Genomic DNA, 25,965 nt, shown 5'->3' with positions numbered 1-25,965 from the left:
GTCCATCCTTTTAAAAAATCTATGTTTTGTAAAAGGAGTGTTTATATGGAGAAACAGACACTTTGGAAAAAGTTCAAAAAAAGCTCTGTAAACCTCGGTAAATCTAGCGTATATGAAAGTATTATTTTATTCTACACAATGAAAAAGAAAGAATTACCTACTAAGGCGAAATTCATAATATTAGCCGCTTTATCTTATTACGTATTAACAATCGATTTCATTCCAGATATAGCTGCTATTATTGGGATTGGCTTATTAGATGATGTTTTAGCAATCGCTGTAGCGCATAAATACGTTATGAGACACGCAGATGCTGAAATTCGAGAAAAGAGCAAAGTAAAGATGGAGTCATTATTTACTTCAGCACAAGCATAATGAAATTATCTAGTCATTTACCTACCTTTTTACTTTCAAATAAAGCTAACTGTAATTAATAATAGTTCCACATCACTGAATATTACCCTTCACCATGAGAGCATAGCAGAATAAATTCCTAAACAAAAGCATTTCTCTTAGCTCTCAAACCGTAAACAAATAGGGAATCAGCACTTGTTCCTAAGTTCTGACTCCCTTTTATTTGTTCTTATATCTATCTGTTATACAGTTTCATACGTTCCCTTATACAAAACTGCTATTGCCGCTACTATAAGAATCATACCCATAAAAGCAGGTGCGGCATGACCAAGTGATACATAGATTTGTCCTCCAATAATAGGACCAATCATTCTTGCTAAAGCTTGAATAGATTGGCTTCCACCTTGAATCCTTCCTTGTTCACTAGAACTGGCAGACTTTGAAAGCATCCCGTTGAATGAAGGCCCGAAAATTGAATCCCCAAAACCATACATTAGCATTCCAACGATTAGTAGTGGATAGAGTGAAAACAAAGCTGATGCCGCAATAAAACTGTATCCTATAATCTCCGAAACCATCCCAAGAATAGCTATTTGTTTATCACTAAGATTGATTAAAAGCTTTGGCATGATAAAACTTTGTGAAACAATGTCTTGAAAGCCCAAAATTGAAAACATAAGTCCGATTAATGCAGGTTTCCAACTGAAAGTATCTATTGTAAATTGCGTGAAAATTGCTTGTAAAGATCCGTTAGGTATCCAAAGTAAAAACGCTGAGATAAGTAACCATTTTAAATTTTTCATGGAAAGTATATTTGCTAGCTGTGCAAAAGGATTTAACCTTACAAAAGTAATCTCTTTTAACCTGTTATTTTTGTCAAGACTCTCAGGCATGTATTTCATACCATATAAAACATTTAATAAAGTTATGAACGCTCCAAAGTATAAAGGTACAGAATGACCAAACTTTGCAAGTAACCCCCCAAGAGTTGGTCCAATAATAGTTCCCGCACCTACAACTGCACTCACCCATCCAAAGTATTTCGTTCTCTGCTCTTTCGGAATGATGTCTGCAAAATATGCGAAGATAGTACTTATGCTCCCACCTGTTATACCTTCTATTATGCGTCCAGCAAATAATACCCATAAAGCTCCTCCTATGCCAAAAACTAAGTACCCAATTGCAGAACCAAATAAGCATATTAAAAGTAATGGACGACGGCCATACTTATCGCTTAAACCCCCGAGTGCTGGAGCAGCTAAAAACACACAGGCCGCATATACGGAAGTTAGTAGTGTAACAACTAATGCTTGTTCTTCCGAATTACTTGTATATGGCTGTACTAAGAATGGGACTACAGGCATGATGATACTGAAACCTATACCACAAAGAAATACAGAAATAAGTCCGAATAGTAACGCATGTTTATCTATGCTTTTTTCAGTTTCCCTTTCATTTTGTGATCTAAATATAGACATTTAACTTCTCTCCTTAAAATATTTTGTTGCTTTGTCAACAAAATGATAACCCTGTTTTGTTGATTAGTCAACAAAGATAAAATAATAAAAAAGCAGCCTATTCTCATATTAGAGTAAGGCTGCCATTTTATTATTAAAATGTATTACGATTTAATATGTATACCTTGTTTCTTTATTTCTGCATCCAAATGTCTACTATACTTTTCCACAAAGCTAATTATACTGTCGAATTCTTCTTCAGTTACTTGCTCAAATACAGCTTTATCCCGCTCTTGAAACTCTTTGTGCAGATTTTCATGGATTTTATAAATTTCTTTCCCTTGTTCGGTAAGCTTAAAATAAATTTCTTTCTTATTTTCTGACTTTTGGTAACTTTCAACAAGGCCTTTTTGTATGAGCTTCTTAGTCATTCTACTTATAGCACCGCGAGTCACATAAAAAGCCTCTGCGAGTTGTGTCACGTTAGAATCTGCATTGTTTTCAATATATTCAATACAGTGGACTTCAGAAGACTTAAACCCTTTAAGACCTTCTTCCATCTTATCTTTATTAAGCCAAACCAGCTTATTATATAATTCCCTGAAACCGTTCATGACCTGTTCTTCTTTATTCATGACCTGCCCTCCTCACCGCTCATTAGCACATTAAAACTATTATATTAAATTTCTGCTTACGTTTCGACAATATTGAAATAATTATTGTAACATTAAAGATATGTGTAAAAATAGGCGCTTAAATAAAACAATTCATTAGACAGCAAATTCTGCAAGTTTATTGCTACTTACAGTAAATGGTAGACAAAAAGTAAGAGCTAAGATCATTTCTCTTAGCTCTTCTTTCATAAAACTATTTCACTTCATTAGCGACAAAAAAGTGCTCACATACACTTGATATGCGCTGTAAGTCCACGTTCCCACCAGATATAACAGCCACTACTTTTTTCCCTTTTATATAACTATCAACTTTTCCTGCAAGAAGTGCAGCAGTTGCTAATGCACCTGCACCTTCTACAACAGCTTTCCCACGTTGTAATAAATCTTTCATCGCTACTTCCAGCTCTTTTTCTGATACAGTTACAATATCATCTACTAATTCTTTTACAATTTCAAATGTTAATTCTCCTGGTATTTTAACTGCGCAACCATCTGCAATAGTAGGGGCCTCATAATGTTCTACGATTGCGCCTTTATCGTAAGATGCCTTCATTCCATGAACATTATCTGCTTGGACACCAATTATATTAATGGATGGATTAAAAGATTTTAATGCTACAGAAATACCAGAAATAATTCCGCCTCCACCTATTGGTACAATGACAGTATCTACATCCCACATATCATCAAGAATGTCTAATCCAATTGTACCTTGACCAGCCATTACCTCTACATCATCATATGGATGTAAGTATGTTTCACCTGTTTCCCTTATAATTTCTTCACATTTTGCCTTTGCATCATCAAAGGTTTCACCATGTAAAATCACTTCAGATCCATATCCTTTTGTTGCTTCAACTTTCGCCTGCGGTGCAGAAATTGGCATAACAATTTTACTCTTAATACCGAGTAAATGAGCAGATAATGCAACTCCTTGTGCATGATTACCTGCTGAACATGCGATTACACCTCTTTCTTTTTCTTGATCCGTGAGCCGCGACATTTTATTAAATGCGCCACGAAATTTAAAAGAACCCGTTAATTGCATATTTTCTAATTTCAAATGTATTTCTCCGCCCGTTTTACTAGTCAAATAAAAAGATTTTACTAATGGCGTTTTACGAGCATTTCTATCTAGAATTTTGTGAGCTTTTTTAATATCGTCTATATGTAATGGTAGTTTTCTAGTTATCATACTGACACCTCTTCCAAAGTTCTATTTCTAAGTTTTCGTAAGTCGTAGCTCCTTTATACGAAAAGAAAAAATCTTTATATATGTACCCCACTCTGAAATAAACACATTTGCAAACAATTTAACATCCTCTTCATATCGCGTTCTTTATAATGATTTAAACATGCAATTTGGATCCAATTATTCTTTTGTAAATAAGATGACTCATAATGAACGATGTATCCTTGTAATGCTAATGCATCGCCTACTACTTTAGAAGAATGGTCTTCGCTTAATACAATAGTAAGTATAATTGGCGCGGCATGTTCTTTAGGTGAAACAAGCTTTAAGCCCATATCAGTAATAACTTCTTCAACATACTCGTATGTCTCTTTAATTTTTACAAATACCTTTTCATCTTCAAATCGCTTCAACGCTTCTTGTAATGCATAAATTAAATTCCATGATTGTGAGTATGGAATGCTTTCATTTTCTTCATACATACCAATGTCCATATAGGCCGGCACAGCCTCGTTTATTTTTACAATGTGGTTATGAAAAACGAAAGAAATTCCTGTATATGATTTAATCGCTTTACCGCTAACACCACTTGCAAAATACACATCCTTCAAGGATAATGGTATTGCTCCAATTGAGCTTATGCAATCTACACATAGTTTTATTTGATTCTCGTTACAAAGAGTATTTAGCTCGTTTAAATCGTTTAACATTCCAGTAGATGTTTCATGATGAACAAACCAAATCCATTCATAATTTCCAGTTGTCATGATTTCTTCTAATTCGGTATAAATAAATGGATCTCCCATTTCCTTTTTATACGTATCAAAATGTAACCGTGCTCGTTTTGCATGTCCAACTAATCTATTACCAAATTCCCCATTTGTTAATACTAGTCCTTTCCCTTTTAAAGAACGTAACTGTAAAGCAATCGCATCATTTGCTAACGTCCCTGTTCCTAACATAAGCTGTACATGTTTTGCTTTTGTCATGTAAAGTAACCGTTTTTTTACATTGCCCATCATCACTTGAAATGACTTAGAGCGATGCGAAATAGGCCGCGTAGAAAATGCCTTTCGAACGTTCTCTTCAATATCCACTGGACCAGGTAAAAACGTATATTCTTTCGTCATAATCCCCCCAACACTCGACTCTTCAAACATAGCAGGGGTAACATACATTGGCTGGAAGGCTGCTTCTTCTGTACCAACTAACGTATGGAAAGATTTGAATCCCATTTGCTCATATAAAGCTAGTTCACGTGTTGTTGCAGAAATGAGTGCTAATTCATATCCATTTAGAAGCAAATAACGATGTAGAAAACGAATTAATCCTAACAACGCTCTTCCATTTCTATATTCACGTTCTACTGAAAGCAAACGAATTTCATACATTTTTTCTCCATGCTCTTGCAAATAAACATCTAAATTTGAGATTTTATAATCTAACGAGAATGGTCGTTTTCCCCGCACTGCGACCATACCTACTAATCTATCCTCATCTAAACAAATTAAATATGTATTTTCTTTATGAAACCGATCTATACGAAACCGGTCTTTCGTTTCTTCATGTTGTGGTATCTCTTCCACAAAAGTTTTATAATTTAATTTATGTATACTTTCAAATTCCCAATCTTGATCAGCAACTTTATAAATTAACCCCATGCCTTATCTCCTTTATCTATTTAATAAAAAATGATAAGTGGAGATTATCCCCACTTATTAAACATTCATTTTATTCTCGATTCACATATAGAATAAGTACAATAATCATTCCACTTAATATAGTGGTAACAATAGAATAAGAATAAAGAATCATACAAATTGGTAAACAAGCAATTGTAATTAGTCCTGGCTTCGTAAACCCTTTAAATATTAAATAAAATACAATAAAAATGCCTAAGAGGGTAAGCGCTATCAAATAATCAAATGCGATTAGTCCTCCTATAAATGTTGAAATACCTTTACCGCCCTTGCCTTTAAATAAAACTGGATAGATATGTCCAATAATAACGGCCAATAATGTTAACATTACGAATGTAGGATCTTCAAAAAGATATTTTGCTACAGCAACAACGATTGCCCCTTTAATCGCATCACCTAAAAATGTAGCGATGAAATACCCTTTTCCATATACGCGCCCCATATTTCTTGCGCCAGGATTTCCGCTTCCTTCATCCCTAATATCAACGTTATGTCTCAATTTTGTTACTATATAAGCGGTCAATATGTTTCCAATTAAATAAGAAGCCACCAAATATAAAAACTGCATACTATTAATCATGTAATCATTCACTTTCTACATGGGATTACATATACAATATTCAATTACTACGTATATTGTACGTTTTTAACATACATCCCTTTATACATTTTAACATCATATTTTTACAAATCATACAAAAATTCTCATGCAGCTATTTATTTAAATATAAATTCTTCATTAAATAATATGTTCCTTTCACTGCTGGTTCGGATTGTGATACAAATGTAACTTTTCCTATACTTTTCTCACAGCATTTCTTAAATTCAGCATATATTTCTGGAACGAAACGCATTATGCTACCACTTACTGCAATTGAAGTTGGTACATCAAACTTCATTTTATTGTAAATATTCACTGTAATTCTCGTTAATTCCTTAGCAGCTTGCAAGATAATTTCACGTGCATCATCATTCCCATTTCTCGCTTCCTGAATAACTAATGGCGCGATTGCTGCAACTTTATCTTTTGAAGAACTATAAACTAGTCTTTTTATATGAGACGACGTCAAAAGTTGAAACTCATCTTGAATCCTTAAGCTTAATGGGCAAAGTGCAACTCCTTGATCAAATTGATTCGCCATTCTTTTTAAACCTTGTAATGCAATCCAATATCCGCTTCCTTCATCTCCTAAAATATGTCCCCATCCACCACTATACTCGTACACTTCTCCTTTCTTTCCAAGACAAATTGCACCTGTGCCGCCAATTGTTAAAATTCCATCTTTTCCTTTTAAAACAGCTGCATGTGCAATCATCGCATCATTAAAAACTTCAATTGGTGTTCCATACTTCTTCTTTAGACGTAATGTTAATTCATTCGTATTTACTCCACTTACACCCGCTAATCCTAAACAAATACAAACGCAATGCCCATTTAATACACCTTTCTGGCATTGATCAATCACCTCCATAATATGCACAAGAACTTCTTCAAAATCTATTAATATATTTCCAAAACCACTTGTAGCTCTTACAAGTTCATTTCCGTCTTTATCAAATGCAATTGCTTCTGTCTTTGTTCCCCCGCCGTCTACTCCAATCATATATTTCATCTATTCGCCTCATTCATTTCAAATTGGAGGGAATGTTATATTCCCTAAAACTACAGATTCCTTTGCACCTGTTGCGCTCGGCACATTACTCGGATTACGATGATATGTTTCATTTGCTAAAATGGCAAAGGCGATTGCTTCCTTCGCTTCTGAAGAATAGCCTATATCTTCTTGAAGGAATAATGCACATTTTTCTTCTTTCAATCCATGCCGTATCATTTCTACAAGTGTATCATTATAACTTCCGCCACCACCTAGAATTACCTCATCGATTTCATAATACGGCAGAATAAACTCCTTATAATGATAAACAATTGAACTTGCTGTAAACCTTGTGACAGTCGTCAATATATTTTCTTTACTATGCTTTTCAAACCGCTTTAATAACTCACTGACAAATTCTTCTCCAAACTGTCCTCTACCAGTTGATTTCGGTGGATTCATTTTCAAAAAATGGATGATTCATACAATATGTCAAAACCTCTTCTACAACTACTCCTTGTTTTGCAATGTTACCATTTTGATCATATGACAACTGAAACAACCTTTGACATACTTCATCCATTACCATATTACCTGGACCTGTATCAAATGCTATAACGCTTTTCTCACTTAGTTGACTTGGTATTACAGTCACATTACCAATCCCACCGATATTTTGTAGTAGTCTATTTTTAGTTTGGTGACGATATAAAATAATCTCTGAATATGGTACAAGTGGTGCTCCTTGTCCTCCAGCTGCCATGTCCATCGTTCGAAAATTAGAAATAACCGTCGTATTCGTTTCATACGCTATAATTGCTGGTTCTCCAATTTGTAATGTAGAAGGAATCATACCTCCATCTTGCTGTGGCTGATGATAAATCGTTTGTCCGTGAGAACCAATTAAATCTAATTGTCTCAAAGGAAAATTGGCCTCTTTACAAACTTCCTTTACAGCGTTTGCGAAGCGTAAACCGAGTTTAAAATTCAAACTGCATATAAGTTGTACATTTGAATTTTCTATTGATAATGCCTGCTGGATATCATTTTTCATATCATTACAAAATGGCACAGTAGTAAAATGGATGAGTTCAACTTTAGAATCTACACCGCTTCCATCTATATGAACGAGTGCTACATCTATTCCGTCTAACGAAGTACCGGACATTACCCCTGCAACATACATAACATGCATGACCTCCTATTTACTAAAAAACAATCATGTAAGTAACCAACGTACAACCAATCGAAAACAATATAAATCTAAAAAACAACTGAGCTTTCGATGCAAACGATCCATCAATGAAAGAAACAACTACCGTAAGCAAAACGCTTGCCGCAATACTTGTAACGAGCCAAATACTATGCATTTGTGATAAATTTAGCATGCCTAATAAAGGGACAAAAAGTAAATTTGCACAAATCACTCCAAATAGTAATAAAAACACACCTTTATAACTAAATTTTATATTCATTCTATTTCCCCCTTTCTAGTTTTAATGTGAAAGAAGTGATAGACAAAAAGTCTATCACTCAAAATAACAGCATGCAGATTAAGGATTAACCGACTCTCCGTCACCATTCTTTTCGATTTCAAGCATATTTTTGTCGTACATTTTAAAGAATGGTAAATAAATAAGGAACGATATTGCTATATTTATAAAAACTAATACAATCGCACGCCAATCTCCACCTGTTGCTAAATATGCACCAATTGGAGCAGGTAATGTCCATGGCGGCATAATATGCGTTGGTGTTACAAATCCCATTGCGGTTGCAGCATACGCTATAGTAGCTGTTACTAACGGGGTAATGACGAAAGGAATAATTAAAATTGGATTTAATACAATCGGCAAACCGAATATAACCGGTTCATTTATATTAAAAATCCCCGGAACAATACACGTTCTCGATAATGCTTTCGAATATTTTGATCGACCAAATACAATCATAGCTAACACAAGCCCTAACGTTGCGCCCGAACCACCAATCCAAATAAACCATTGATAAAACGGTTCTGGTGCAATAAACGGAAAATGACTCGCTCCACTTGCTACAGCTTCACCGTTCTTTCCTAAATACACATCCCAAAGTGGCCTTGCCACAGTACCTACAACTGATACTCCGTGTATCCCGAAAGACCAGAAAAACGTAATTAAAAATACAGGTATAATAACGCCAAAGTAACTATCACCAGCTTTTACTAACGGTGCGGCTAGTTTATCTACAACGTAATGTAAATCAACTTTAAAAACGACTGTAATAAGACTCATCATAATAATAACGAATGCTGCAGGTATAAGTGCTTCAAATGAACGTGATACTGACGGTGGTACTTGTTCTGGCATTTTTATCGTTACGTTATTCTTCTTACAAAACCTTAAAATCTCAACTGATAAAATAGAGACGATCATCGTCACAAATAATCCATGACCTCCAAGATTTGTCATCGGAAGCATGAATCCTTTTTTATCAATTAACTCAGGCGTTAATGTTAAAAGTAGTGAACATACCGCAAGCTGTGCTCCTGATAAAGCATCTAATTTATAACTTTTCGCTAAATTATATCCTATTCCAAATGCTATATATAAGGACATAATAAACATAGTTAAACGATATGGTATCAATATACTTGTTTGATTCTTTAATGCCCAAACCGATATGAAACTATCTTTCGGCAGTGGTGGAAATGCTACTATTAAAAAAAAGCTTCCTACTATAATAAATGGTAACGCCGAAATAACTCCATCACGGATTGCTTGTAGATGCCTCTGCTCAGAAAGCCTTGCCATCGGGCCAGATAAGTTTTTATCAAGAAACGTGACAAACTTATTCATAACGCTTCCTCCTAACTAATTAATTCATTTACAGTTTTTAATAAAGTCGGGCCTCCAAGTGGCGTGTATGCTTGCGGTGGAATGATGCCACACGGAATAGATTCCTCCTCTGCAAATTTTTTTACAGAGTCAAATCGGTGTCTTATTTGAGGTGCCACCATTACGACATCCCAGCCATTCTTTACTTCTTCCTCTACCTCATTCGTTCCAATTGCATGCACTTCCATGTTCACACCATTTTTCTCCGCTTCTTTTTTTAAAGCGTTTACAACAATTGCACTGGACATTCCTCCAGAACAGACGAACAAAACTTTCATTTATTAATCCTCCTATACTTATAATTTATTACCCTTCAAATGAAAGGAAGTTTCACTTTACTAACAAGCATATGAAGTAGTAAATGAATTTAGTTATAATGAAAGTAAATTTCATTAAAAATATTTTTCCTATTAAATTAATGTTTCAATATGCAATTTTCTCTATTGCAAAGTCAACCTCGCCTCCTATATTATTTTAAATAATCATATGATAGGGAGGCGTATAAATGATCGTTAAACGTTTATTAATGATATGTTGTATCGTCATCTTGTTCATCCCTTTCTCTTTCATTCCCCCTCACTCTACTTATGCTGAAGTAAATACTGCATACAAAAAACATGAATTACGTGCTGTATGGATTGCATCTGTTCTGAATATTGATTGGCCCTCAAAAACTGGCTTACCCATTGAAAAACAGAAACAAGAATTTATAAGATTATTAGACGATGTAAAAAGCACTGGTATGAATGCAGTTGTTGTACAAATTAAACCAACCGCTGATGCTTTCTATCCTTCAAATTACGGTCCTTGGTCTGAATACATTACAGGAACACAAGGAAAAGATCCTGGTTATGACCCGCTTGCATTTATGATTGAAGAAACTCATAAAAGAAATATAGAATTCCACGCTTGGATTAACCCATACCGAATAACGATGAATCACACCGATATAAATCGATTATCAAATAATCACCCTGCAAGGCAACATCCCAATTGGGTTGTCCCTTATGGCGGAAAGTTATATTACAATCCCGGTATTCCAGAAGTGAAAAAATTTATAACAGAAGGTGCTTTAGAAATCGTGCAAAATTACGATATTGATGCGCTGCATATGGATGATTATTTTTATCCATATAAAGTAGCCGGTGAAGAATTTTCAGATCAGAAAACGTACGAAACATATAATAACGGTAGATTTACAAATATAGAAGATTGGCGACGTAACAATGTAAATGAACTTGTAAAAGATTTAAATACTGCTATAAAACAAGAAAAATCATATGTAAAGTTTGGCATTAGTCCGTTCGGCGTATGGAGAAATATAGCTGACGATCCGACTGGCTCTAACACAACCGCAGGCCAAAGAAACTATGATGACCTTTATGCTGACACACGTGAGTGGATACAAAAAGGATATATTGACTACATTACACCGCAAATATATTGGAATATAGGTTTCACCCCAGCTGCATATGACATATTAGTAGATTGGTGGGTTAAAGAAACAAATAACAAACCGATTCACCTATACATCGGTCAAGCGGCCTATAAAATTAATAATAACTCCGTCCCTGCTTGGTCTGATCCAGAAGAATATCCAAGACAAATTGCATTAAACCGGCTATATCCTGAAATAAAAGGTAGTATGCATTTTAGCTTAAAAGATATTAATAACAATCCACTTGGAGTTAAAGATAGACTCTCAAAAGACATATATAAACATCCTGCATTAATCCCGCCTATGCCTTGGATTGATCATGATCCACCAAAACAACCGACTTTAAAAGGTGCCATTCCAAGAAATGAAGGTATTGCAATTGGCATCATTGACAATAGAGATAATGATTCTGCTTATTACGCTATTTACCGCGCGAATGGGAAAAATGAAGTGGATATACAAAATCCGAAAAATTTACTTACTACTGTAAGAAAAACAAAACTTGGAGAAATTTATGTAGATAAAACCGTTATTTCTGGAGAAACGTATACGTATGTCGTAACTGCAGTTGATCGATTGCATAATGAAAGTGTGGCTTCTAGTCATACTACCGTTAGTGCAAAATAAAATCTCATAACAAAAAGCGCCCTAAAGCTGTGATACTTAGCTTTTAAGGCGCTTTTTGTTATTTATTCTTAAACTTCTCAGTCGCTGCTCTCATCTTCACATTTAAATCGTGATCAATTGAGTCGCGAATATCTCGCTCTACTACTTCCATTTCTTTTTGGAAATTTTCCAAGTAGATTTTCAGTTCTTCTTCCTTCTCTGGTCTTTGTGAAGGTGGTAATTGTACTACCAACGATAACATGGCCGTTAAATCTTTCATTAAGAACGTTTCAAGTTTATGTTGTTGTTCAAACATGCGTTGCTCTTGATAGTACGGAAGTGCATTCAATACTGAAATTGTAATATCATCAACCGTTTTTTGTAATGAAGGATTTATTGAGCGTTTATACGCTTGAATTGTATTTAATGCGTCTGGATAACGGTCATAAAAATACAATTTGTAAAATGATAAGTCTGTCGGTTTTACAGTTTGCTGTGTTTCTTGTCTTAAGAAATCTTTCACTTTCATCGCAGCTACATCAATATCTTCATTCGTAAGCTTTTTCGTAGTTTTTGCCATTACATGCACTTTTTTCTGCTTTTCTTTCGGTAACATCGAGAAGACTTGTTCTCTCGTACGTTGACCTGATGCACAAAATAGAGTATTTAATGTATTTTGTTCTTTCTTTCCTTCAGTGCGAATCCAGCGATAAAACAGTGGATGTTGTGTAAATTCTTGTAGAAACGGTATGGATTTGTTTGATAACTTATCTAAAGAATCTTGCGCTCTTTTATATGGCTTCGTCCATGAAAAATACAGCTTCCGTCCGAAATATACGACTAAAACAACGACAGTAAATGCTATTAAAAGCAATGTACCGAGTAGTAATAGTACTGTTTGAATGAAACTCATTTGTTCACCTCCTCTAATAATCCGTTATTTCCTTGGACGCTGAATGAGTTTCTGCTTCATCTCATCATTAAATGTGTCTAGTTCAATAACGAACTTCTTACTTGACTCGATAATACGTTCTGACGATTTTTCAGATGCTTCAATTGCAGCGAACACATTTTGAAATGATTCACGTAATTTATCCATGCTAATAGCAGGGTTTTCAAGCAATTTCGTCGTTTCTTCTGTATTTTGTTTTAACGCTTGAGAATTACTTAATACCATCGATTCAATTGCTTCATTCGTCGCATTTACAGCATCAATTGTTTTCCGTTGATTCGTTAATGCTAGCTGAATAGCAGCTGAAACTGTTACAACGTTTTGCGTCATCGTAATTGCATTACGTATTGCTTCTGTTAACTTTTCGTTATTTTTCTTAATGATGTCTACAGAAGCTATAGATTGTAATAATACACTTTTCGCTTGCTGCATATTACGTGTACGTACAAGTATCTTTTCTAACGCATCGTTAATTAATGGAATATCTCTTTGACGCTCTGGGTTTTGTTTCTCAGCTTCAAGCATGCCAGCAAGCTTTTTCCCTAAGTATACTTGTTTATCAAGCGCATGAATTTTATCGTGCGATTGTTCTTTTAACATTTCAAGACCCACTGTATCCTCTTGTAAGTTATCACGGCCAATTAGAAGGGATCTAATGATTTCCTCGATTTGTTTATCTATAGATTGGTATTTATGCACGTATGTTTCAAGTGGATTTTTCTTGAATACTTTAAACATTATTTTCTTCATACCACTTGCTTTAAGTGAATTGGGATCAAGCTCTGATACCACTTTTCGTAATTCTAACAATGTATTTGGAATTTCTTCATTTTTCCCATTCATCATCGCTGTTACAGGGCGTTTTAAAGCTGATAACGTTTGTCCTGCTGCCTGTTGCTCTTTATCCCCTAAATCTCCTAGCTGAGACAATACTTTTGATAAATCTGTATTTTGCTCGCTATTTAACTTTTGTACATAAAGATCAGCTTCTTTATTTAGTTCCTCTAATTCTTCATCTTTTATAACTGTATCAACTACTACTTCTACATTATTATCTTTCACAATGGATACAGGTTCTTTTTTCTCGAGTTCAGTCAACAAAATCGCTCCTTTATTTATATGTGCGAATTTATATGCACTATATTTCATCAATTATATCGTATTTCATATACATTCTGACTGCTTGAAATCGATTTTTTTTAGAAATGCCTGTTTATGCAGTCATTCCCTGTTTCTTACTATAAGTATACCTGTAATCAACATAATTTTCCTCAGACTTAAGACCTAGAGAACGACATGCTGAAGGCGGATTCTTCGTATGTTACGTATATAAATTATGTTCTTCTATCCTTCTGTACTCAATCTTTTGACATACACCCTTTTTCAATGTGATAATTATATTGCGCTCACTCCTATTTCTTCTTGCGCGCTACGAATGCTCCATTTTGAAATGCCAATAACACCGTTTCAAACATTTCATCTTCTTCTATCATTTTTTTAAACTCGGCTAATTCATTTGCATGAGAGGTTGCGTTATCAACAACAAGAAAACCCTTTGGTTGTAAAATGCGTTTTATATGCTCAAGCCACCACATGTATTGCGTACGCTCTGAATCTAGGAAAATAAAATCAAATGAATGATCTAATTGCGCATCTAAAAATGCCCCTGCTTCTTGATTATGAACATCAATCCTTTGTAAAAGGTTTGCCTTTTCAAAATTGACAAGTGCCTCTCCAACTCGTTCTGAAGAAAGCTCTACAGTTGTTACATTTCCATTTGTTTCTTCTACCGCATTAGCTAACCACAATGTAGAATAACCATTAGAAGTTCCGATTTCTAAAATGTTTTTTGCGCTACACCCTTTTACTAAAATTGATAAAAATTGCCCCATCTCACGAGTAATATTCCGTAATTTTTCTTCCCTTGTTTTTTTATTTCGATCATGCTCTTCTCCATATTGTTCAAGTTGAAATAATAATGAATCTAACGTATCCATTTTTTTCATCGCCTTTCCAAAGCAATATGATGAAAAAGCTCTTGCTGCCCGTCTACTTTCATTATATGCGAAACAAAAACCTTTTTCCTGTTATATGACAAAGATTTGAATTTTTTTATAGCATATTGTTTCGTTTTTTGGTAAAGTTAATTTCTACGTGCAATTATTCCATTTATATTATTTCATATTAAAATTGCAGTTATTAAATTATATAAACCCCATTTAAATGAATCGGTATTTCAAATTCAATTAAGCGCCCTTTTCGGACGCATTTTCTTTGTCTATATATTTCCAGAAGAAAGGATGCTTACAAATGAACGTGATTAGCTTAGATGCTGCTAGAAAACGAAAGCAGCATAAAAAATTAATGATTACTATACCGATTATTACACGTATTTATGAAGAAGACGGGGAAATTAAATTTGAGGTAGCTGGCGAAAAAGATGTACCTCTTGAAATGTTAGAAAAATAATAAAAAACGCATTTCTGAAGAAATGCGCTTTTTTATATTTTTACATTTAAATGCATAAGTTTTTCAGGGTTAACCATCATATAAATATTTGAAATTTTCTCATCCTCAAATACAAACGAAAGAACATAAGTTACTTTATTATTTATTGTAACTATAACTCCTGGTATACCATTGACCATTTTGAAATCAACAGTGTACTCTTCTGTCAATCGTTGTGCAATCCCAAAGAACAAACGTATAATTCGATCCGCAGAATAAATCGGGTTAATCGCAGTCGTAACTTTACCACCACCATCAGCTTTGAGTATAGCATCTGTTTTTAATACTTCTAACATACCTTCCGCATCCCCACACTGTAATGATGATACAAACTTTTCAACATAAGAAGCCATTTTCTCCGTGCTTAATTTTGATTGCTTCGGTTTCTCCAACATGCTTTTTCGAGCACGTTGAAAGATCTTCCTGCAGTTTACACTACTCTTATCAACAATTGAAGCTATTTCTTCGTATTCATAACTGAAAACTTCTCTTAATATGAAAACAATCCTTTCTACCTCAGATAATTGTTGTAAAAGTAATAAATATGCGGTGGAAAGGGATTCTTTCATTATAAATGACTTTGATGGCTCATCACTCTCTTCTACAATTGGCTCTGGCAACCACATCCCTACATACACGTTACGTTTATGCGCTGCCGATCGTAATTTATCAATTGAACGATTTGTCGCCATCTTACATAAATATGCTTTCATATTTTCTATAGATTGAGGATCTTCTATATTATTTAGCGAGATAAATACATCCTGAACGATATCCTCAGCATCCATAACACTCCCAAGGATTCTGTATGCTAACGAAAATAATAATGGTTGATACGCTTCATATAACTGCTCCGTTTCCATGATGAACTGCCTCACTTTCATATTGCTTTAAAATGTATAACGCTGCACGCTTCCCGCTTGCTACCGCAGCATCAGCTAATACTTCATCATGCCCTACCCAATCTCCTGCAACATAAACACCTGGCATTTCAGGTATATTAGGGCCCGCTTTTTCAACACGGTCAATATGAGGAAAATCATGTACTACTGTTATTTTCGGTAAATATTGCTGTGCAACAACTTCTCTTTTCCAATTTGGATGTAACAACTCCATCGTACTTTCCAACTGTTCTTTATCATCACGAATATGATTCATCTCGAGTACAGGATTATAGTACTTAATTAGACTCACTACAATTGATCCATCTTCACTTAATTTAGCTGCTCTCGATTGATTTGTGAAAAATATAGGTTGATCTAATCCTAATACAAATTGATGTGTAGGATTGGGTAATTGTCTCAAGCCAATATCTAATGCAGCAACAGTAACCGGTACAGATTGTTCACTCCATCTATGCAAACTTGTTCCTTCTGCACCTTTTATTATTTTACAAGCTTCTTTCGGCGGAGTCGTCACGATGACTGCGCCTACTTCAAAAACCTCATCATCAACACAATGTATTCTTTGTTTACCTTCGGAATGCTCAATTTCCACAACATGCTTTTTAGCCAAAAACTGCACCCCGATATCATTCGCTATAGCTCTTAATTTTGTTATTATCGTCTCCCAACCACCATCTACATAAAGCACTCCCTCTTTTATAGAAAGCTGTATTTGCTTTAGTACAGATGATGCTAATTGTATTGTAGGAGCAAACGTATATGTTGTTGTTCGGCATAGCGCATAAAATATATTGCGAACCATTGGATCTTTTATTTCATTTTCTGCCCATGTAGTTAGACTCATTTTCGGAACTTCTCCTACATCTAAATTTCCTAAACGAATCATAAGACGTGAGAATTGTACTTTTGCAGACCAAGAAAGTAGTGGTGTTGATAAAATTGAGTAAAAATCTGTTGGGATAGTGAATATATCCCCTTTCCATATTCCATGTGCTTTTGTAGATGGTATTCCACCTGGAAGAGTCATACCAAGCTCATTAAAAGTTATAAACGCTGCCCCGCCTCTATATAAAGCATGTGCACCAAGATTCATGCAGATTCCATTTTTATTTGTAGTCATCCCTCGGCCACCGAATTGACTGGACTTTTCTAATACAATCACTTTCCTTCCAGCTTTCGCTAAATATATAGATGCTGTTAATCCAGCAAGCCCACCGCCAACAATTGCTATATCAAATGTATTCATAATAAAATCCCTCCTTAATCGTTCTACATACAAGACGAACGATTAAGGAGGGATGTGACATAAAAATAAATTTTTATTATCCTACTTTATTTCATTACTTTTTAATTCGATCATATTGCATACGAAATAACTCAATTGCAAATGGAATATCCTCTTCACTCTTTAAATAATAACTGATCCATCCTGATTCAGGTAATACGTGATGTGGTTTTACCAAGCCTTGCTTCACTAATTCATCTCGCTTTAACTTCGGAAATGGTAAATCAGCTAATTTATCACCATGAAGATGGCCAAGTTCTTTCTTGCCATAATTTATTTCAATACCACCAAATCGATGCGGTTTTTCAGAAACACCCGCCCAGCTGAGTACTTCATTTCTAATCATTTCACTAAATGACATGAACATTCACTCCTTATAAATGATTGATGTAATTTTAAATTAACATTTTCATTACTTTTTTCCATCAATCCAAAGTATGAATGGGAATACGAATATAGTTTGGTCTTAACACCTTATTCTTTATGGAATAAGTGAATTTATTAAGCTACCGACAACAGCACAAAACAAAGACTAGACACATATCCTAATTTTGTAACCTAACTTACCTATAGAAAGGCGGGTAATACAATTGACTGCCAACATCGACTATACCTCCCCCTCAACCAATTTTACTTATGATGTAAATAAAAGTAATTTTTTTCGGAAAGATGCCCAAAATTATATAAATGTACTTGGTATTAAACAATTAAATACTTTAGAAAATACTTCTTTATTAGATATTTATTTAAGTACAGGAAATGTTGTAGAACCACATATTCATCAAAATGCAGCTGAACTTGTTTATTGTATTTCAGGGTCTGCTGTTGTTTCTTTACTTAATCCATTTACGAATCAAATATTAAACTTACCGATAAAACCCGGGCAAGTTGCCAACATTCCACAAGCGTGGTGGCATTATGAAATTGCTACAGCAAATAATACTCATTTATTAGCTATTTTCAATGCTCCAACTCCAGAAGTTATTTTCGGTTCTGACATTTTAAGGTTAACTCCAGCTCATATGATGGCCCATACTTACTGCCTCAATGAACAACAATGGAAACAAGCGGTTTCCCCTATCCAATCAACTACTGTAATTGGTCCTCCGTCAAACTGCAATCAAAACCGTGAAATGAAAAATTATCCAACCCAGCCCCTCGCTCAACAACATAATCCGCATCACCAAGATTCTTATTACTTCCCTCTTTACTGGGGCTATTAATTTGTAAATTTTCAAAAGAATCATCATTTATCTCCTAGGAAAATACCAAGGAGATTTTTTTATTGTATCTTCTCTTCCTATTAAAAATAGTAACAATTGATAGTGGACATACATATAATATTTATATATTAAATTGGAGGTGATAGTACTATGAGTAATTATAACTATCGAAAAAACTACTCTTATAATAAAAATAGTAGTTCTTCAGCATCCTCTCAATCTTCCAATTCTCAATCTTCCAATTCCCAATCGCAAAGAGACTTAGCGGAGCAAGGCTATGTAAAGAAAAAAGGATGTAACTGTAATAAAAATAAATAGTTTATCTTATGGATGAATTCTTTTTTAAAAGAATTCATCTTTTTTTACTGATTGGAAATTTTTAAAGTTACATAACTTATTACTTAAATGAGAAAGGGTAAATTATACTTTTTTATACGAACTTAACAAAGAGTAATTGTTCAATTAATTTATTACTTATTTTCCTAAAAAATATAGTCCTTCCTAAATTTATTAGGAAGGACTATATACAAACCCCTGTTTAATTTCCTACTAAACATTGTAACAAATTAAACGATATTAATACCTGCACTTACAAATCCAGCAACTGCAGCTATTGGACTTGCTGCTGTTAATGAAACATATAACAGTATCTTATCCCCAGCTGCTACTGGAATAGCTTCAGGTATGATTCCTGATGCTGTAGAACCAATCGCTATTGCGGCAAATGCTGGTGTTAATAATAGAGGTGCACCTTGTACTGTAAACGTATTGCTTGCTGCAGGTGCAGTTAATATTTGTATTTGCACTTGAACAGGTGATATTGGAGCTAATGCAGCTGTTGCACTAAAGAAACCTGCTAATGACGTGATAGTTCCTGCACGTGGTGCTACAAATGCATAATCACCTACACCTAATGCTAATGTGATACTAGTTCCACCTGTTAATGCTACACCAGGCTGACTAAATCCAAATCCAAGAAGAGTTCCTGTATTAGCTACTAACGCGTTAACTAACGCAGATGGTGTTGTACCTGAAGCAAATGGAATAATAGCTCCGCCACCAGTTGCACCTGTTGCTCCTGTTAAACCTGTTGCACCAGTTAAACCTGTTGCCCCCGTTGGACCTGTTGCTCCTGTTGGACCTGTTGGACCTGTTGCTCCTGTTGCTCCTGTTGGACCTGTTGCTCCTGTTGCTCCTGTTGCTCCTGTTAGGCCTGTTGCTCCTGTTACTCCTGATGGACCTGTTGCTCCTGTTGCTCCTGTTGGGCCTGTTGCTCCCGTTGGACCTGTTAATCCTGTTGCTCCTGTTGCTCCTGCTCCTGTTGCTCCTGTTGCTCCCGTTGCTCCTGTTGCTCCTGTTGCTCCTGTTGCTCCTGTTGCTCCGCCTCCTGGACCTGTTGGACCTGTTGGGCCGCCTCCTGGAGTAGCACCAATTAATTGAGTTAATAAGTTTAATAAAAGTTGTAAACTTGCAGGGTCAATAATTAAAGAGAAGAAGAATGGTGCAAGAGCACTGTAGAATTGTTGTAATAAAGAAAGTAATTGACTTAGATTTGGGTTAGGAGATTGTAGTACGTTGATAATACTTTGAATTAATTGTTTTAAGAAATTCCCTTCTGGAGAAGGTGCTAATTCATTTAGTAAGTTCAATAGTTGAGTAAACAAATTGAGTAAAGCTAATCTGTTTGCATCACTTGGATTTGCAAAAAACGCTGCAATAGCCGAAATTAAAGAGTTTAGTAAAGTAATTAATCTACCTAATTGCTCACTAGTAATCGGAACTGTTTGTGGATTGTTACAACACTCTGGAGTGAAAACAATCGGATTATTGCAGTGGTTATGACCGAAACAATTATTACTTGTCATTTATGTCCTCCTTACTTGTTTTATATTTGAGTTTTTCCTATTATAAGAATCATAAAGTTGTAAAAGAGTATGTGTTATATATTGACTTAAAATAGGAAACATGAAATATAATTAAACTTGCAAACGCTATTTAATTATGTTCATGACTCACATATTAATTATATGTTTTTAATAATTGACTGCTTAGATTAAATACCTAAACTTAAGAGTTTATTTTATTTTTCCACGTTTATCTCTTAGGTTCAAAGACACATTTTAATTTGAATACAAAAACCGAATTTACGATTTACATATATTCCGCAAGTAACAACATCATTTTTTCATATACATAAAGAACACTTCTTTACTAAAATTGGGCTCCCCTTTTAAAGGGGAAGCCGTTTCTATTATAAAAAACTCTCATACAATATAGTGGACAAGTTATTTTATACTTCGTTCTAATAAAATATTGTAAGGAGTGAAAATTAATTGCCTATCATTCAACCATTTATGGCATCTAGAAGATTTACATCTACACTAGGAGCCGGCACAGGTACAGGTGCGGCTTTTGCAATTGCTGCCACAGCTTGTTTAAACGATGCGGGTACTACTGCAACCGCTTTTCCGACTTTCACGTATTACAACTTATATGTGAACGGTATTCTTCAACCAAGCGTGAACTCCAGTGTTACTACTGGTCCTACTGGTGCTATTACAATTCCTGGTGGGGATGCATTAGACGGCGGAATTCCAATTACAATTGAATTTATCGTCACTTAATGTTACCGAATGTAATTCAGAACAAAAAAGACAGATTCCTTTTCACATTAAGAATCTGTCTTTTTTAATTAATAATAATAAATTGTAAAATAATTGAAGAACCTTGCGATGGTGGTTGGTTATCCAATAAAGTTAGTTTACCAGTACTAACTTCATAGAATGGTTGTGGTTGCAGAATTCCATTGATAAACAAATTTACATATGAAACCTCAGTAGGTGATAGTATATTCGTTGTACCATATTGAGCTATGCCATCTGCATCTGTATATATAAGTTTCTCTCCATCTGAAAAAGTGTAATATAGCAAATTAGTTGTTGTTATAGGGCCAATCCCCCCAGTAGGACCTGTTACTCCCGTTGCTCCTGTTGCTCCCGTTACTCCCGTTATTCCTGTTATTCCTGTTGCTCCCGTTACACCCGTTGCTCCTGTTACTCCCGTTGCTCCTGTTGCTCCTGTTGTTCCTGTTGCTCCCGTTGTTCCTGTTGCTCCCGTTACTCCCGTTGTTCCTGTTACTCCCGTTGTTCCTGTTACTCCCGTTGCTCCCGTTACTCCCGTTATTCCTGTTATTCCTGTTGCTCCCGTTGCTCCTGTTATTCCTGTTGCCCCCGTTGCTCCCGTTGCTCCTGTTGCTCCTGTTGCTCCTGTTGCTCCTGTTGCTCCTGTTGCTCCTGTTGCTCCTGTTGCTCCTGTTGCTCCCGTTGCTCCTGTTGCTCCTGTTGCTCCCGTTGCTCCCGTTGCTCCCGTTACACCCGTTGCTCCTGTTGTTCCTGTTGCTCCCGTTGTTCCTGTCGCTCCCGTTATTCCCGTTATTCCCGTTATTCCTGTTATTCCTGTTGCTCCTGTTGCTCCTGTTGCTCCTGTTGCTCCTGTTGCTCCTGTTGCTCCCGTTGCTCCTGTTGGAATATATATTGGTGGAAGAGCTGAAAATGTAGGTCCAATATTCTCAGGTTCTATCTTACCTTTATTTATTGATAATTTGTCATTCCGCTTCAATTTAATTCCTCATTCCACATATTTTTAATTAACTTACATAAGTATGAGTCTATTATTAAGAAATGCTTTCATAACTATTCTTTTTTCTTTCCAAATGATTCATACAGTTATTAAACATTTTACCGTTGCTATAACCCCTATTAATATAATAAAATGATAGTTCCATTCCAAAAACACGAAACTTATTGCATTCTAATTTAAAAATGAGGTAATTTATACTCAAGATAAAAATGAAAAAAGAATAGAAAAACTAGTATCAACGACTCTTGAAATTATTCTTCCATACAGACTTACTGAACCTACCAGAAATACTGGGTCAATAGTTACAACAAACTCTATGTTCGCTAATAATACATTAGGTGATCCCATCACTGTGATATTAGGCGGAACTAATATTCCTCTTTCTAATAACCAAAGCCTCGGTAATTTTACAGTTAACGCCTCAAACGATATATTTACAATTCCTGTAACCAGAAGATATCATTTAACCTATCAAGTTAATACGACAACTGCTCTACTCGCTGGAACAAAACTACTATTAAACGCTTCTACTCCACTTCCTGGTTCTATTTTTTCTCCCGCTATATCAACTTCAAATTATAACAATAATTTAATTGCCGATACTACAATTTCACTTCAATTATTCGGCGTATTATACATCGTTAATTTGGTTGGAGGTGGTTCAACAGGTGCCTCTCTAACAATTATACGAATCGATTTAAAAATGATTCATTCTTTTTCTAATAAACATTATTAAATACTAAGTCTGTCATGATAAGAACCTCCCAATTATTTCATAAAAGTGGTGGCGCATTAAAGAACAAATTGCACTATATTCATAGTAGAAACTATCTATACTAAATTTTCCGTATATATATTATCAATTTACACTGACTTCCACCGATGTTACATTAAATATGAAGACAGTTTCTTTTTTACGAACCATCTCAATACGTATTTGAGAAACGTACTCCAATCCTATACGCGAGAGCAATACTATGTTGACACTCAGATGAGTGTCTTTTTTTGTGAGTAATAAAAAATAAAAACCATCTCTTAAAGATGGTTTTATCTTTTGTTACTATAAATGTAAACTTATGCAGTTGGATAATAAATTGTCATGCTTAATCGAGTCAAAGATTCCCCTAAATTATAATAAGAGTGTGATCTATCGGCCTTAAAACGAATTGAATCTCCACTATTTAATGTATATTGACAGTTATTCACTTCTACTGTCAATTCACCTTCAAATACCGTAATAAATTCTTCTGCGCCTTCTTTATGCCCTTCTGAACTTAATTTCCCTTCTGTTTCTATTTCTACTGTATACATTTCAAAATGTCTATCATCTTGAAAAGGAAAAGAAGGATACACTTTATATTTTCCATTGTCTTCAGACAATGCTTGAATATCTTTTCTTAAGATCACTTTCGTATCAGGCTGAGGATTGTTGATTAAAGAGGTAAAAGAAACTTTCAAGCCATTTGCAATTTTCCATATTGTTGTTAGTGTCGGGCTTGATTCTCCTCTTTCAATTTGTCCAATCATCGTTTTACTCACACCTGTTAATTGGGAAACTTTTTCCAAACTTAATTTTTCTTTTTCTCTTATAGTTTTTAAATTTTTCGCTAGTATAAGTTGAATTTCTTCCATAAAAAACACTCCCACACTATATACAATATAACGACCGTTATGTATAATAAAAAGCACACGTTATATTGTTCTTTTCGGTCATTATAACATACAAAAATAATTAGGGGGGTTCAAATGCCTATATTTTCTTTTTTGTTATTTGTATTTATAAGTAGCTTCACACCTGGTCCTAACAATTTCTTAGCTATGACATACGCAAATCAACATGGATTAAAGAGAAGCATAAACTTTTGCTTCGGAGTAGCTTTTGGTTTTTTCATCCTCACTTCTTTATGTAGTTTCTTTAATGTTGTACTACTTAATATCTTACCCATAATCGAATTCCCTTTAAAAATTTTAGGTGTAGCGTATATGTTATATTTAGCTATTAAAATACTTACTAGTAAAAGCAGTACGAATCCCGTTGAAAAAGATAATAAAAACTTATTCACTGTGGGGATTTCTCTTCAATTCGTTAATCCTAAAGGGATATTATTCGGACTGACTGTAGTATCGACTTTCATACTCCCCTACTACAATTCATATTCAAGTTTTCTGCTTTTCTCATTATTTCTAGGTATAGTCGGTTTACTAAGTACATTTAGTTGGAGTTTATTTGGTTCAATATTCCAAAAAATATTAGTAAAACATAACCAATTATTCAACATCATTATGGCTGTTTTATTAGTTTTCAGTGCCGTTTCAATCGTTATACACTAATTCGATGCTCATTTTAGATTTTGTACTTTTTAATACCACTCTTTATCAATTAGACTACTTTATATACTAATCCATCCACATACCCTATGTGGTTTAAAACTTTTAAGAGGAAACCTTCTAACAATAGGTTTCCTTCCATATCATATTAAATAAGAAGCAGGTTAAATACGGAGGTGATTTTGATTAAGACTACTTTAATTTCTCATTTTTACAATGAAGAATATTTACTTCCATGGTGGTTAATGCACCATACAAAGCTATTTGATCATGGCATTCTTATTAATCGTGGATCCACTGATCGTTCAGTTGAAATCTGTAAAACATTCGCTCCTAATTGGGAAATACGAAACTCAAAATCACTCGAATTTGATGCTTATTTAGTTGATCAAGAAGTTATGGAAATTGAAAGAGAAATTACAGGATGGAAAATGGTATTGAATACGACAGAATTCCTGTGCTGTTATAATAAAGAACAATTTTTCAAATCACTTAGCACTATGGGTGGCAATATGTTTTCAATAAGAATGATTATGATGATTGACGAACCGACTCATGGCTACACTAATCCAAGATATAGCTCTCCGCTTGTTAAACAACGTTATCACGGCATAATAATTCAACCTAATCCAAACCAACTATATCTTAACGGTAGATTAATTCACAATAATTCGCACGGGAACTATAGAGTCGGGAGACATGGTTCGCATTATCCTTATAGCATTTACATGGAACCTGCTTTTATTTTTAAATTTTTTTATAGTCCATGGAACGATGCAATGAAAAAACGAAAATTACAAATTGGGCCGACTCTTTCTCAACATAGTGTACAGCGTGGACTAGGTTCTCATCACTTAACAACAATTGAAAAATTAGAAACAAAATACAAATTCTATGCAACTTTAACTACGGACCTCCGGTTATTCCCAGAATACCAAATTATATTTCCTGACCTTTATCCTTAATGTCATGAATATTTAGTTTCCACATCCATCCGTTTTTTATTAACATATCAACTCCAACTAAATATTTTTCTCTAGTAGAAATCTGAGCTAGGACTCTTGCTGCGCGCAGATTCCTCTTATTTAATGTCGTATCACCAGCCTATAATCTTTCATACCATTTCATTGAGTACCTGATGTTGGATTAGAAATAAAAAATGGCAATTCATTTGGAAAATTTTCAATTTCAGATTATATACCTTCTAAAACAAAGTATTCAAACAATAGAACC

27 protein-coding genes and 1 pseudogene are annotated in these 25,965 nt (G+C 34.7%); 9 read left to right on the top strand and 19 right to left on the bottom strand.

Annotation, left to right across the window (positions count from 1 at the left end; genetic code table 11):
• Positions 1 to 45 precede the first annotated feature (45 nt).
• The gene (locus ACQGSG_RS16005; protein WP_000415089.1) at positions 46 to 375 is read left to right on the top strand and encodes a YkvA family protein; all 330 of its coding nucleotides are present in this window, start codon (positions 46 to 48) and stop codon (positions 373 to 375) included.
• A 221-nt stretch (positions 376 to 596) separates the two neighbouring features.
• Here the strand turns inward: ACQGSG_RS16005 and ACQGSG_RS16000 are convergent, their stop codons facing one another.
• The 10 genes and pseudogenes from ACQGSG_RS16000 to ACQGSG_RS15955 form a co-directional block, all read right to left on the bottom strand.
• Positions 597 to 1,832 (bottom strand): MFS transporter, encoded by a 1,236-nt coding sequence (locus tag ACQGSG_RS16000; RefSeq protein ID WP_070183851.1) that lies wholly within the window; start codon positions 1,830 to 1,832, stop codon positions 597 to 599.
• Positions 1,833 to 1,975: 143 nt separating this feature from the next.
• The gene (locus ACQGSG_RS15995) at positions 1,976 to 2,446 is read right to left on the bottom strand and encodes a MarR family transcriptional regulator (protein ID WP_001030901.1); all 471 of its coding nucleotides are present in this window, start codon (positions 2,444 to 2,446) and stop codon (positions 1,976 to 1,978) included.
• 232 nt (positions 2,447 to 2,678) lie between these two features.
• Positions 2,679 to 3,680, bottom strand: coding sequence for a bifunctional threonine ammonia-lyase/L-serine ammonia-lyase TdcB (gene tdcB, locus ACQGSG_RS15990; protein ID WP_000632955.1), 1,002 nt, complete (start codon positions 3,678 to 3,680; stop codon positions 2,679 to 2,681).
• Between the two features lie 74 nt (positions 3,681 to 3,754).
• Positions 3,755 to 5,338, bottom strand: coding sequence for an aminotransferase class V-fold PLP-dependent enzyme (locus ACQGSG_RS15985; RefSeq protein ID WP_000523051.1), 1,584 nt, complete (start codon positions 5,336 to 5,338; stop codon positions 3,755 to 3,757).
• A 70-nt stretch (positions 5,339 to 5,408) separates the two neighbouring features.
• Positions 5,409 to 5,957: a glycerol-3-phosphate 1-O-acyltransferase PlsY gene (gene plsY / locus ACQGSG_RS15980; protein ID WP_000610871.1), complete on the bottom strand. Its 549-nt coding sequence runs from the start codon at positions 5,955 to 5,957 to the stop codon at positions 5,409 to 5,411.
• Positions 5,958 to 6,090: 133 nt separating this feature from the next.
• Positions 6,091 to 6,990, bottom strand: a complete 900-nt coding sequence (locus ACQGSG_RS15975) for a BadF/BadG/BcrA/BcrD ATPase family protein (protein ID WP_058839613.1) — start codon at positions 6,988 to 6,990, stop codon at positions 6,091 to 6,093.
• A gap of 18 nt (positions 6,991 to 7,008) precedes the next feature.
• A pseudogene (anmK, locus tag ACQGSG_RS15970) lies at positions 7,009 to 8,158 on the bottom strand (anhydro-N-acetylmuramic acid kinase AnmK).
• A gap of 22 nt (positions 8,159 to 8,180) precedes the next feature.
• Positions 8,181 to 8,447 carry a hypothetical protein gene (locus ACQGSG_RS15965; protein ID WP_001021966.1) on the bottom strand — a complete coding sequence of 89 codons (267 nt, stop codon included), beginning with the start codon at positions 8,445 to 8,447 and terminating at the stop codon, positions 8,181 to 8,183.
• 78 nt (positions 8,448 to 8,525) lie between these two features.
• Positions 8,526 to 9,809, bottom strand: a complete 1,284-nt coding sequence (locus ACQGSG_RS15960; RefSeq protein WP_001032295.1) for a PTS sugar transporter subunit IIC — start codon at positions 9,807 to 9,809, stop codon at positions 8,526 to 8,528.
• 11 nt (positions 9,810 to 9,820) lie between these two features.
• Positions 9,821 to 10,126, bottom strand: coding sequence for a PTS sugar transporter subunit IIB (locus tag ACQGSG_RS15955; protein WP_000865907.1), 306 nt, complete (start codon positions 10,124 to 10,126; stop codon positions 9,821 to 9,823).
• Positions 10,127 to 10,353: 227 nt separating this feature from the next.
• On the opposite strand from ACQGSG_RS15955, the gene ACQGSG_RS15950 reads away from it, so the two are divergent.
• Positions 10,354 to 11,913 (top strand): glycoside hydrolase family 10 protein, encoded by a 1,560-nt coding sequence (locus ACQGSG_RS15950; RefSeq protein ID WP_098279610.1) that lies wholly within the window; start codon positions 10,354 to 10,356, stop codon positions 11,911 to 11,913.
• A gap of 58 nt (positions 11,914 to 11,971) precedes the next feature.
• Here the strand turns inward: ACQGSG_RS15950 and ACQGSG_RS15945 are convergent, their stop codons facing one another.
• The 3 genes from ACQGSG_RS15945 to ACQGSG_RS15935 all read right to left on the bottom strand — a co-directional run bounded on the left by ACQGSG_RS15945 (position 11,972) and on the right by ACQGSG_RS15935 (position 14,850).
• The gene (locus ACQGSG_RS15945) at positions 11,972 to 12,805 is read right to left on the bottom strand and encodes a DUF3974 domain-containing protein (RefSeq protein WP_098605358.1); all 834 of its coding nucleotides are present in this window, start codon (positions 12,803 to 12,805) and stop codon (positions 11,972 to 11,974) included.
• Between the two features lie 24 nt (positions 12,806 to 12,829).
• A complete protein-coding gene (locus tag ACQGSG_RS15940) occupies positions 12,830 to 13,942 on the bottom strand; it encodes a toxic anion resistance protein (RefSeq protein WP_000137407.1) in 1,113 nt (370 codons plus the stop codon).
• A 314-nt stretch (positions 13,943 to 14,256) separates the two neighbouring features.
• Positions 14,257 to 14,850 carry an O-methyltransferase gene (locus tag ACQGSG_RS15935; RefSeq protein WP_002005067.1) on the bottom strand — a complete coding sequence of 198 codons (594 nt, stop codon included), beginning with the start codon at positions 14,848 to 14,850 and terminating at the stop codon, positions 14,257 to 14,259.
• Between the two features lie 304 nt (positions 14,851 to 15,154).
• On the opposite strand from ACQGSG_RS15935, the gene ACQGSG_RS15930 reads away from it, so the two are divergent.
• On the top strand, positions 15,155 to 15,313 hold the full coding sequence (locus tag ACQGSG_RS15930) for a hypothetical protein (RefSeq protein ID WP_001100984.1): 159 nt from the start codon (positions 15,155 to 15,157) through the stop codon (positions 15,311 to 15,313).
• Between the two features lie 32 nt (positions 15,314 to 15,345).
• Here the strand turns inward: ACQGSG_RS15930 and ACQGSG_RS15925 are convergent, their stop codons facing one another.
• From ACQGSG_RS15925 to ACQGSG_RS15915, 3 genes are all read right to left on the bottom strand, one after another.
• Positions 15,346 to 16,215, bottom strand: coding sequence for a sigma-70 family RNA polymerase sigma factor (locus ACQGSG_RS15925; protein ID WP_000447144.1), 870 nt, complete (start codon positions 16,213 to 16,215; stop codon positions 15,346 to 15,348).
• Positions 16,193 to 17,503, bottom strand: coding sequence for a phytoene desaturase family protein (locus ACQGSG_RS15920; RefSeq protein WP_061113326.1), 1,311 nt, complete (start codon positions 17,501 to 17,503; stop codon positions 16,193 to 16,195). Before ACQGSG_RS15920 ends, ACQGSG_RS15925 begins: the two co-directional genes overlap by 23 nt.
• 94 nt (positions 17,504 to 17,597) lie before the next feature.
• Positions 17,598 to 17,903 carry a luciferase family protein gene (locus ACQGSG_RS15915; protein ID WP_000010319.1) on the bottom strand — a complete coding sequence of 102 codons (306 nt, stop codon included), beginning with the start codon at positions 17,901 to 17,903 and terminating at the stop codon, positions 17,598 to 17,600.
• A 229-nt stretch (positions 17,904 to 18,132) separates the two neighbouring features.
• Between ACQGSG_RS15915 and ACQGSG_RS15910 the strand changes: the two genes are divergently transcribed.
• Both ACQGSG_RS15910 and ACQGSG_RS15905 read left to right on the top strand, forming a co-directional pair.
• Positions 18,133 to 18,765: a cupin domain-containing protein gene (locus tag ACQGSG_RS15910; protein WP_000126330.1), complete on the top strand. Its 633-nt coding sequence runs from the start codon at positions 18,133 to 18,135 to the stop codon at positions 18,763 to 18,765.
• A gap of 150 nt (positions 18,766 to 18,915) precedes the next feature.
• Entirely contained in the window at positions 18,916 to 19,083 is a 168-nt protein-coding gene (locus ACQGSG_RS15905; protein ID WP_002094006.1) for a hypothetical protein, read from the top strand.
• Between the two features lie 248 nt (positions 19,084 to 19,331).
• On the opposite strand, the gene ACQGSG_RS15900 is transcribed toward ACQGSG_RS15905, so the two are convergent.
• The gene (locus tag ACQGSG_RS15900; RefSeq protein WP_426947621.1) at positions 19,332 to 20,630 is read right to left on the bottom strand and encodes an exosporium glycoprotein BclB-related protein; all 1,299 of its coding nucleotides are present in this window, start codon (positions 20,628 to 20,630) and stop codon (positions 19,332 to 19,334) included.
• 468 nt (positions 20,631 to 21,098) lie between these two features.
• On the opposite strand from ACQGSG_RS15900, the gene ACQGSG_RS15895 reads away from it, so the two are divergent.
• Complete coding sequence (locus ACQGSG_RS15895; protein ID WP_001121647.1) at positions 21,099 to 21,389, top strand: DUF4183 domain-containing protein; 291 nt, start codon at positions 21,099 to 21,101, stop codon at positions 21,387 to 21,389.
• A 64-nt stretch (positions 21,390 to 21,453) separates the two neighbouring features.
• Here the strand turns inward: ACQGSG_RS15895 and ACQGSG_RS15890 are convergent, their stop codons facing one another.
• Entirely contained in the window at positions 21,454 to 22,383 is a 930-nt protein-coding gene (locus tag ACQGSG_RS15890; protein ID WP_426947619.1) for a DUF4183 domain-containing protein, read from the bottom strand.
• A gap of 211 nt (positions 22,384 to 22,594) precedes the next feature.
• Here ACQGSG_RS15890 and ACQGSG_RS15885 point away from each other — a divergent pair, with 211 nt between their 5' ends.
• Complete coding sequence (locus tag ACQGSG_RS15885) at positions 22,595 to 23,140, top strand: BclA C-terminal domain-containing protein (protein ID WP_033667963.1); 546 nt, start codon at positions 22,595 to 22,597, stop codon at positions 23,138 to 23,140.
• A gap of 338 nt (positions 23,141 to 23,478) precedes the next feature.
• Here the strand turns inward: ACQGSG_RS15885 and ACQGSG_RS15880 are convergent, their stop codons facing one another.
• On the bottom strand, positions 23,479 to 24,093 hold the full coding sequence (locus tag ACQGSG_RS15880) for a helix-turn-helix domain-containing protein (protein ID WP_116291545.1): 615 nt from the start codon (positions 24,091 to 24,093) through the stop codon (positions 23,479 to 23,481).
• Positions 24,094 to 24,150: 57 nt separating this feature from the next.
• Between ACQGSG_RS15880 and ACQGSG_RS15875 the strand changes: the two genes are divergently transcribed.
• Both ACQGSG_RS15875 and ACQGSG_RS15870 read left to right on the top strand, forming a co-directional pair.
• The gene (locus tag ACQGSG_RS15875; protein ID WP_001121281.1) at positions 24,151 to 24,735 is read left to right on the top strand and encodes a LysE family translocator; all 585 of its coding nucleotides are present in this window, start codon (positions 24,151 to 24,153) and stop codon (positions 24,733 to 24,735) included.
• A gap of 179 nt (positions 24,736 to 24,914) precedes the next feature.
• Positions 24,915 to 25,697: a glycosyltransferase family 2 protein gene (locus ACQGSG_RS15870; protein WP_000598285.1), complete on the top strand. Its 783-nt coding sequence runs from the start codon at positions 24,915 to 24,917 to the stop codon at positions 25,695 to 25,697.
• Positions 25,698 to 25,965 lie beyond the last annotated feature (268 nt).

It is taken from the genome of Bacillus sp. GMa5/1 (assembly GCF_050172015.1).
Taxonomy (GTDB): Bacteria; Bacillota; Bacilli; order Bacillales; family Bacillaceae_G; genus Bacillus_A; species Bacillus_A cereus.
The sequence above is the reverse complement of the archived record's forward strand: the minus strand, read 5'-3'. Positions and strand labels throughout refer to the sequence as shown.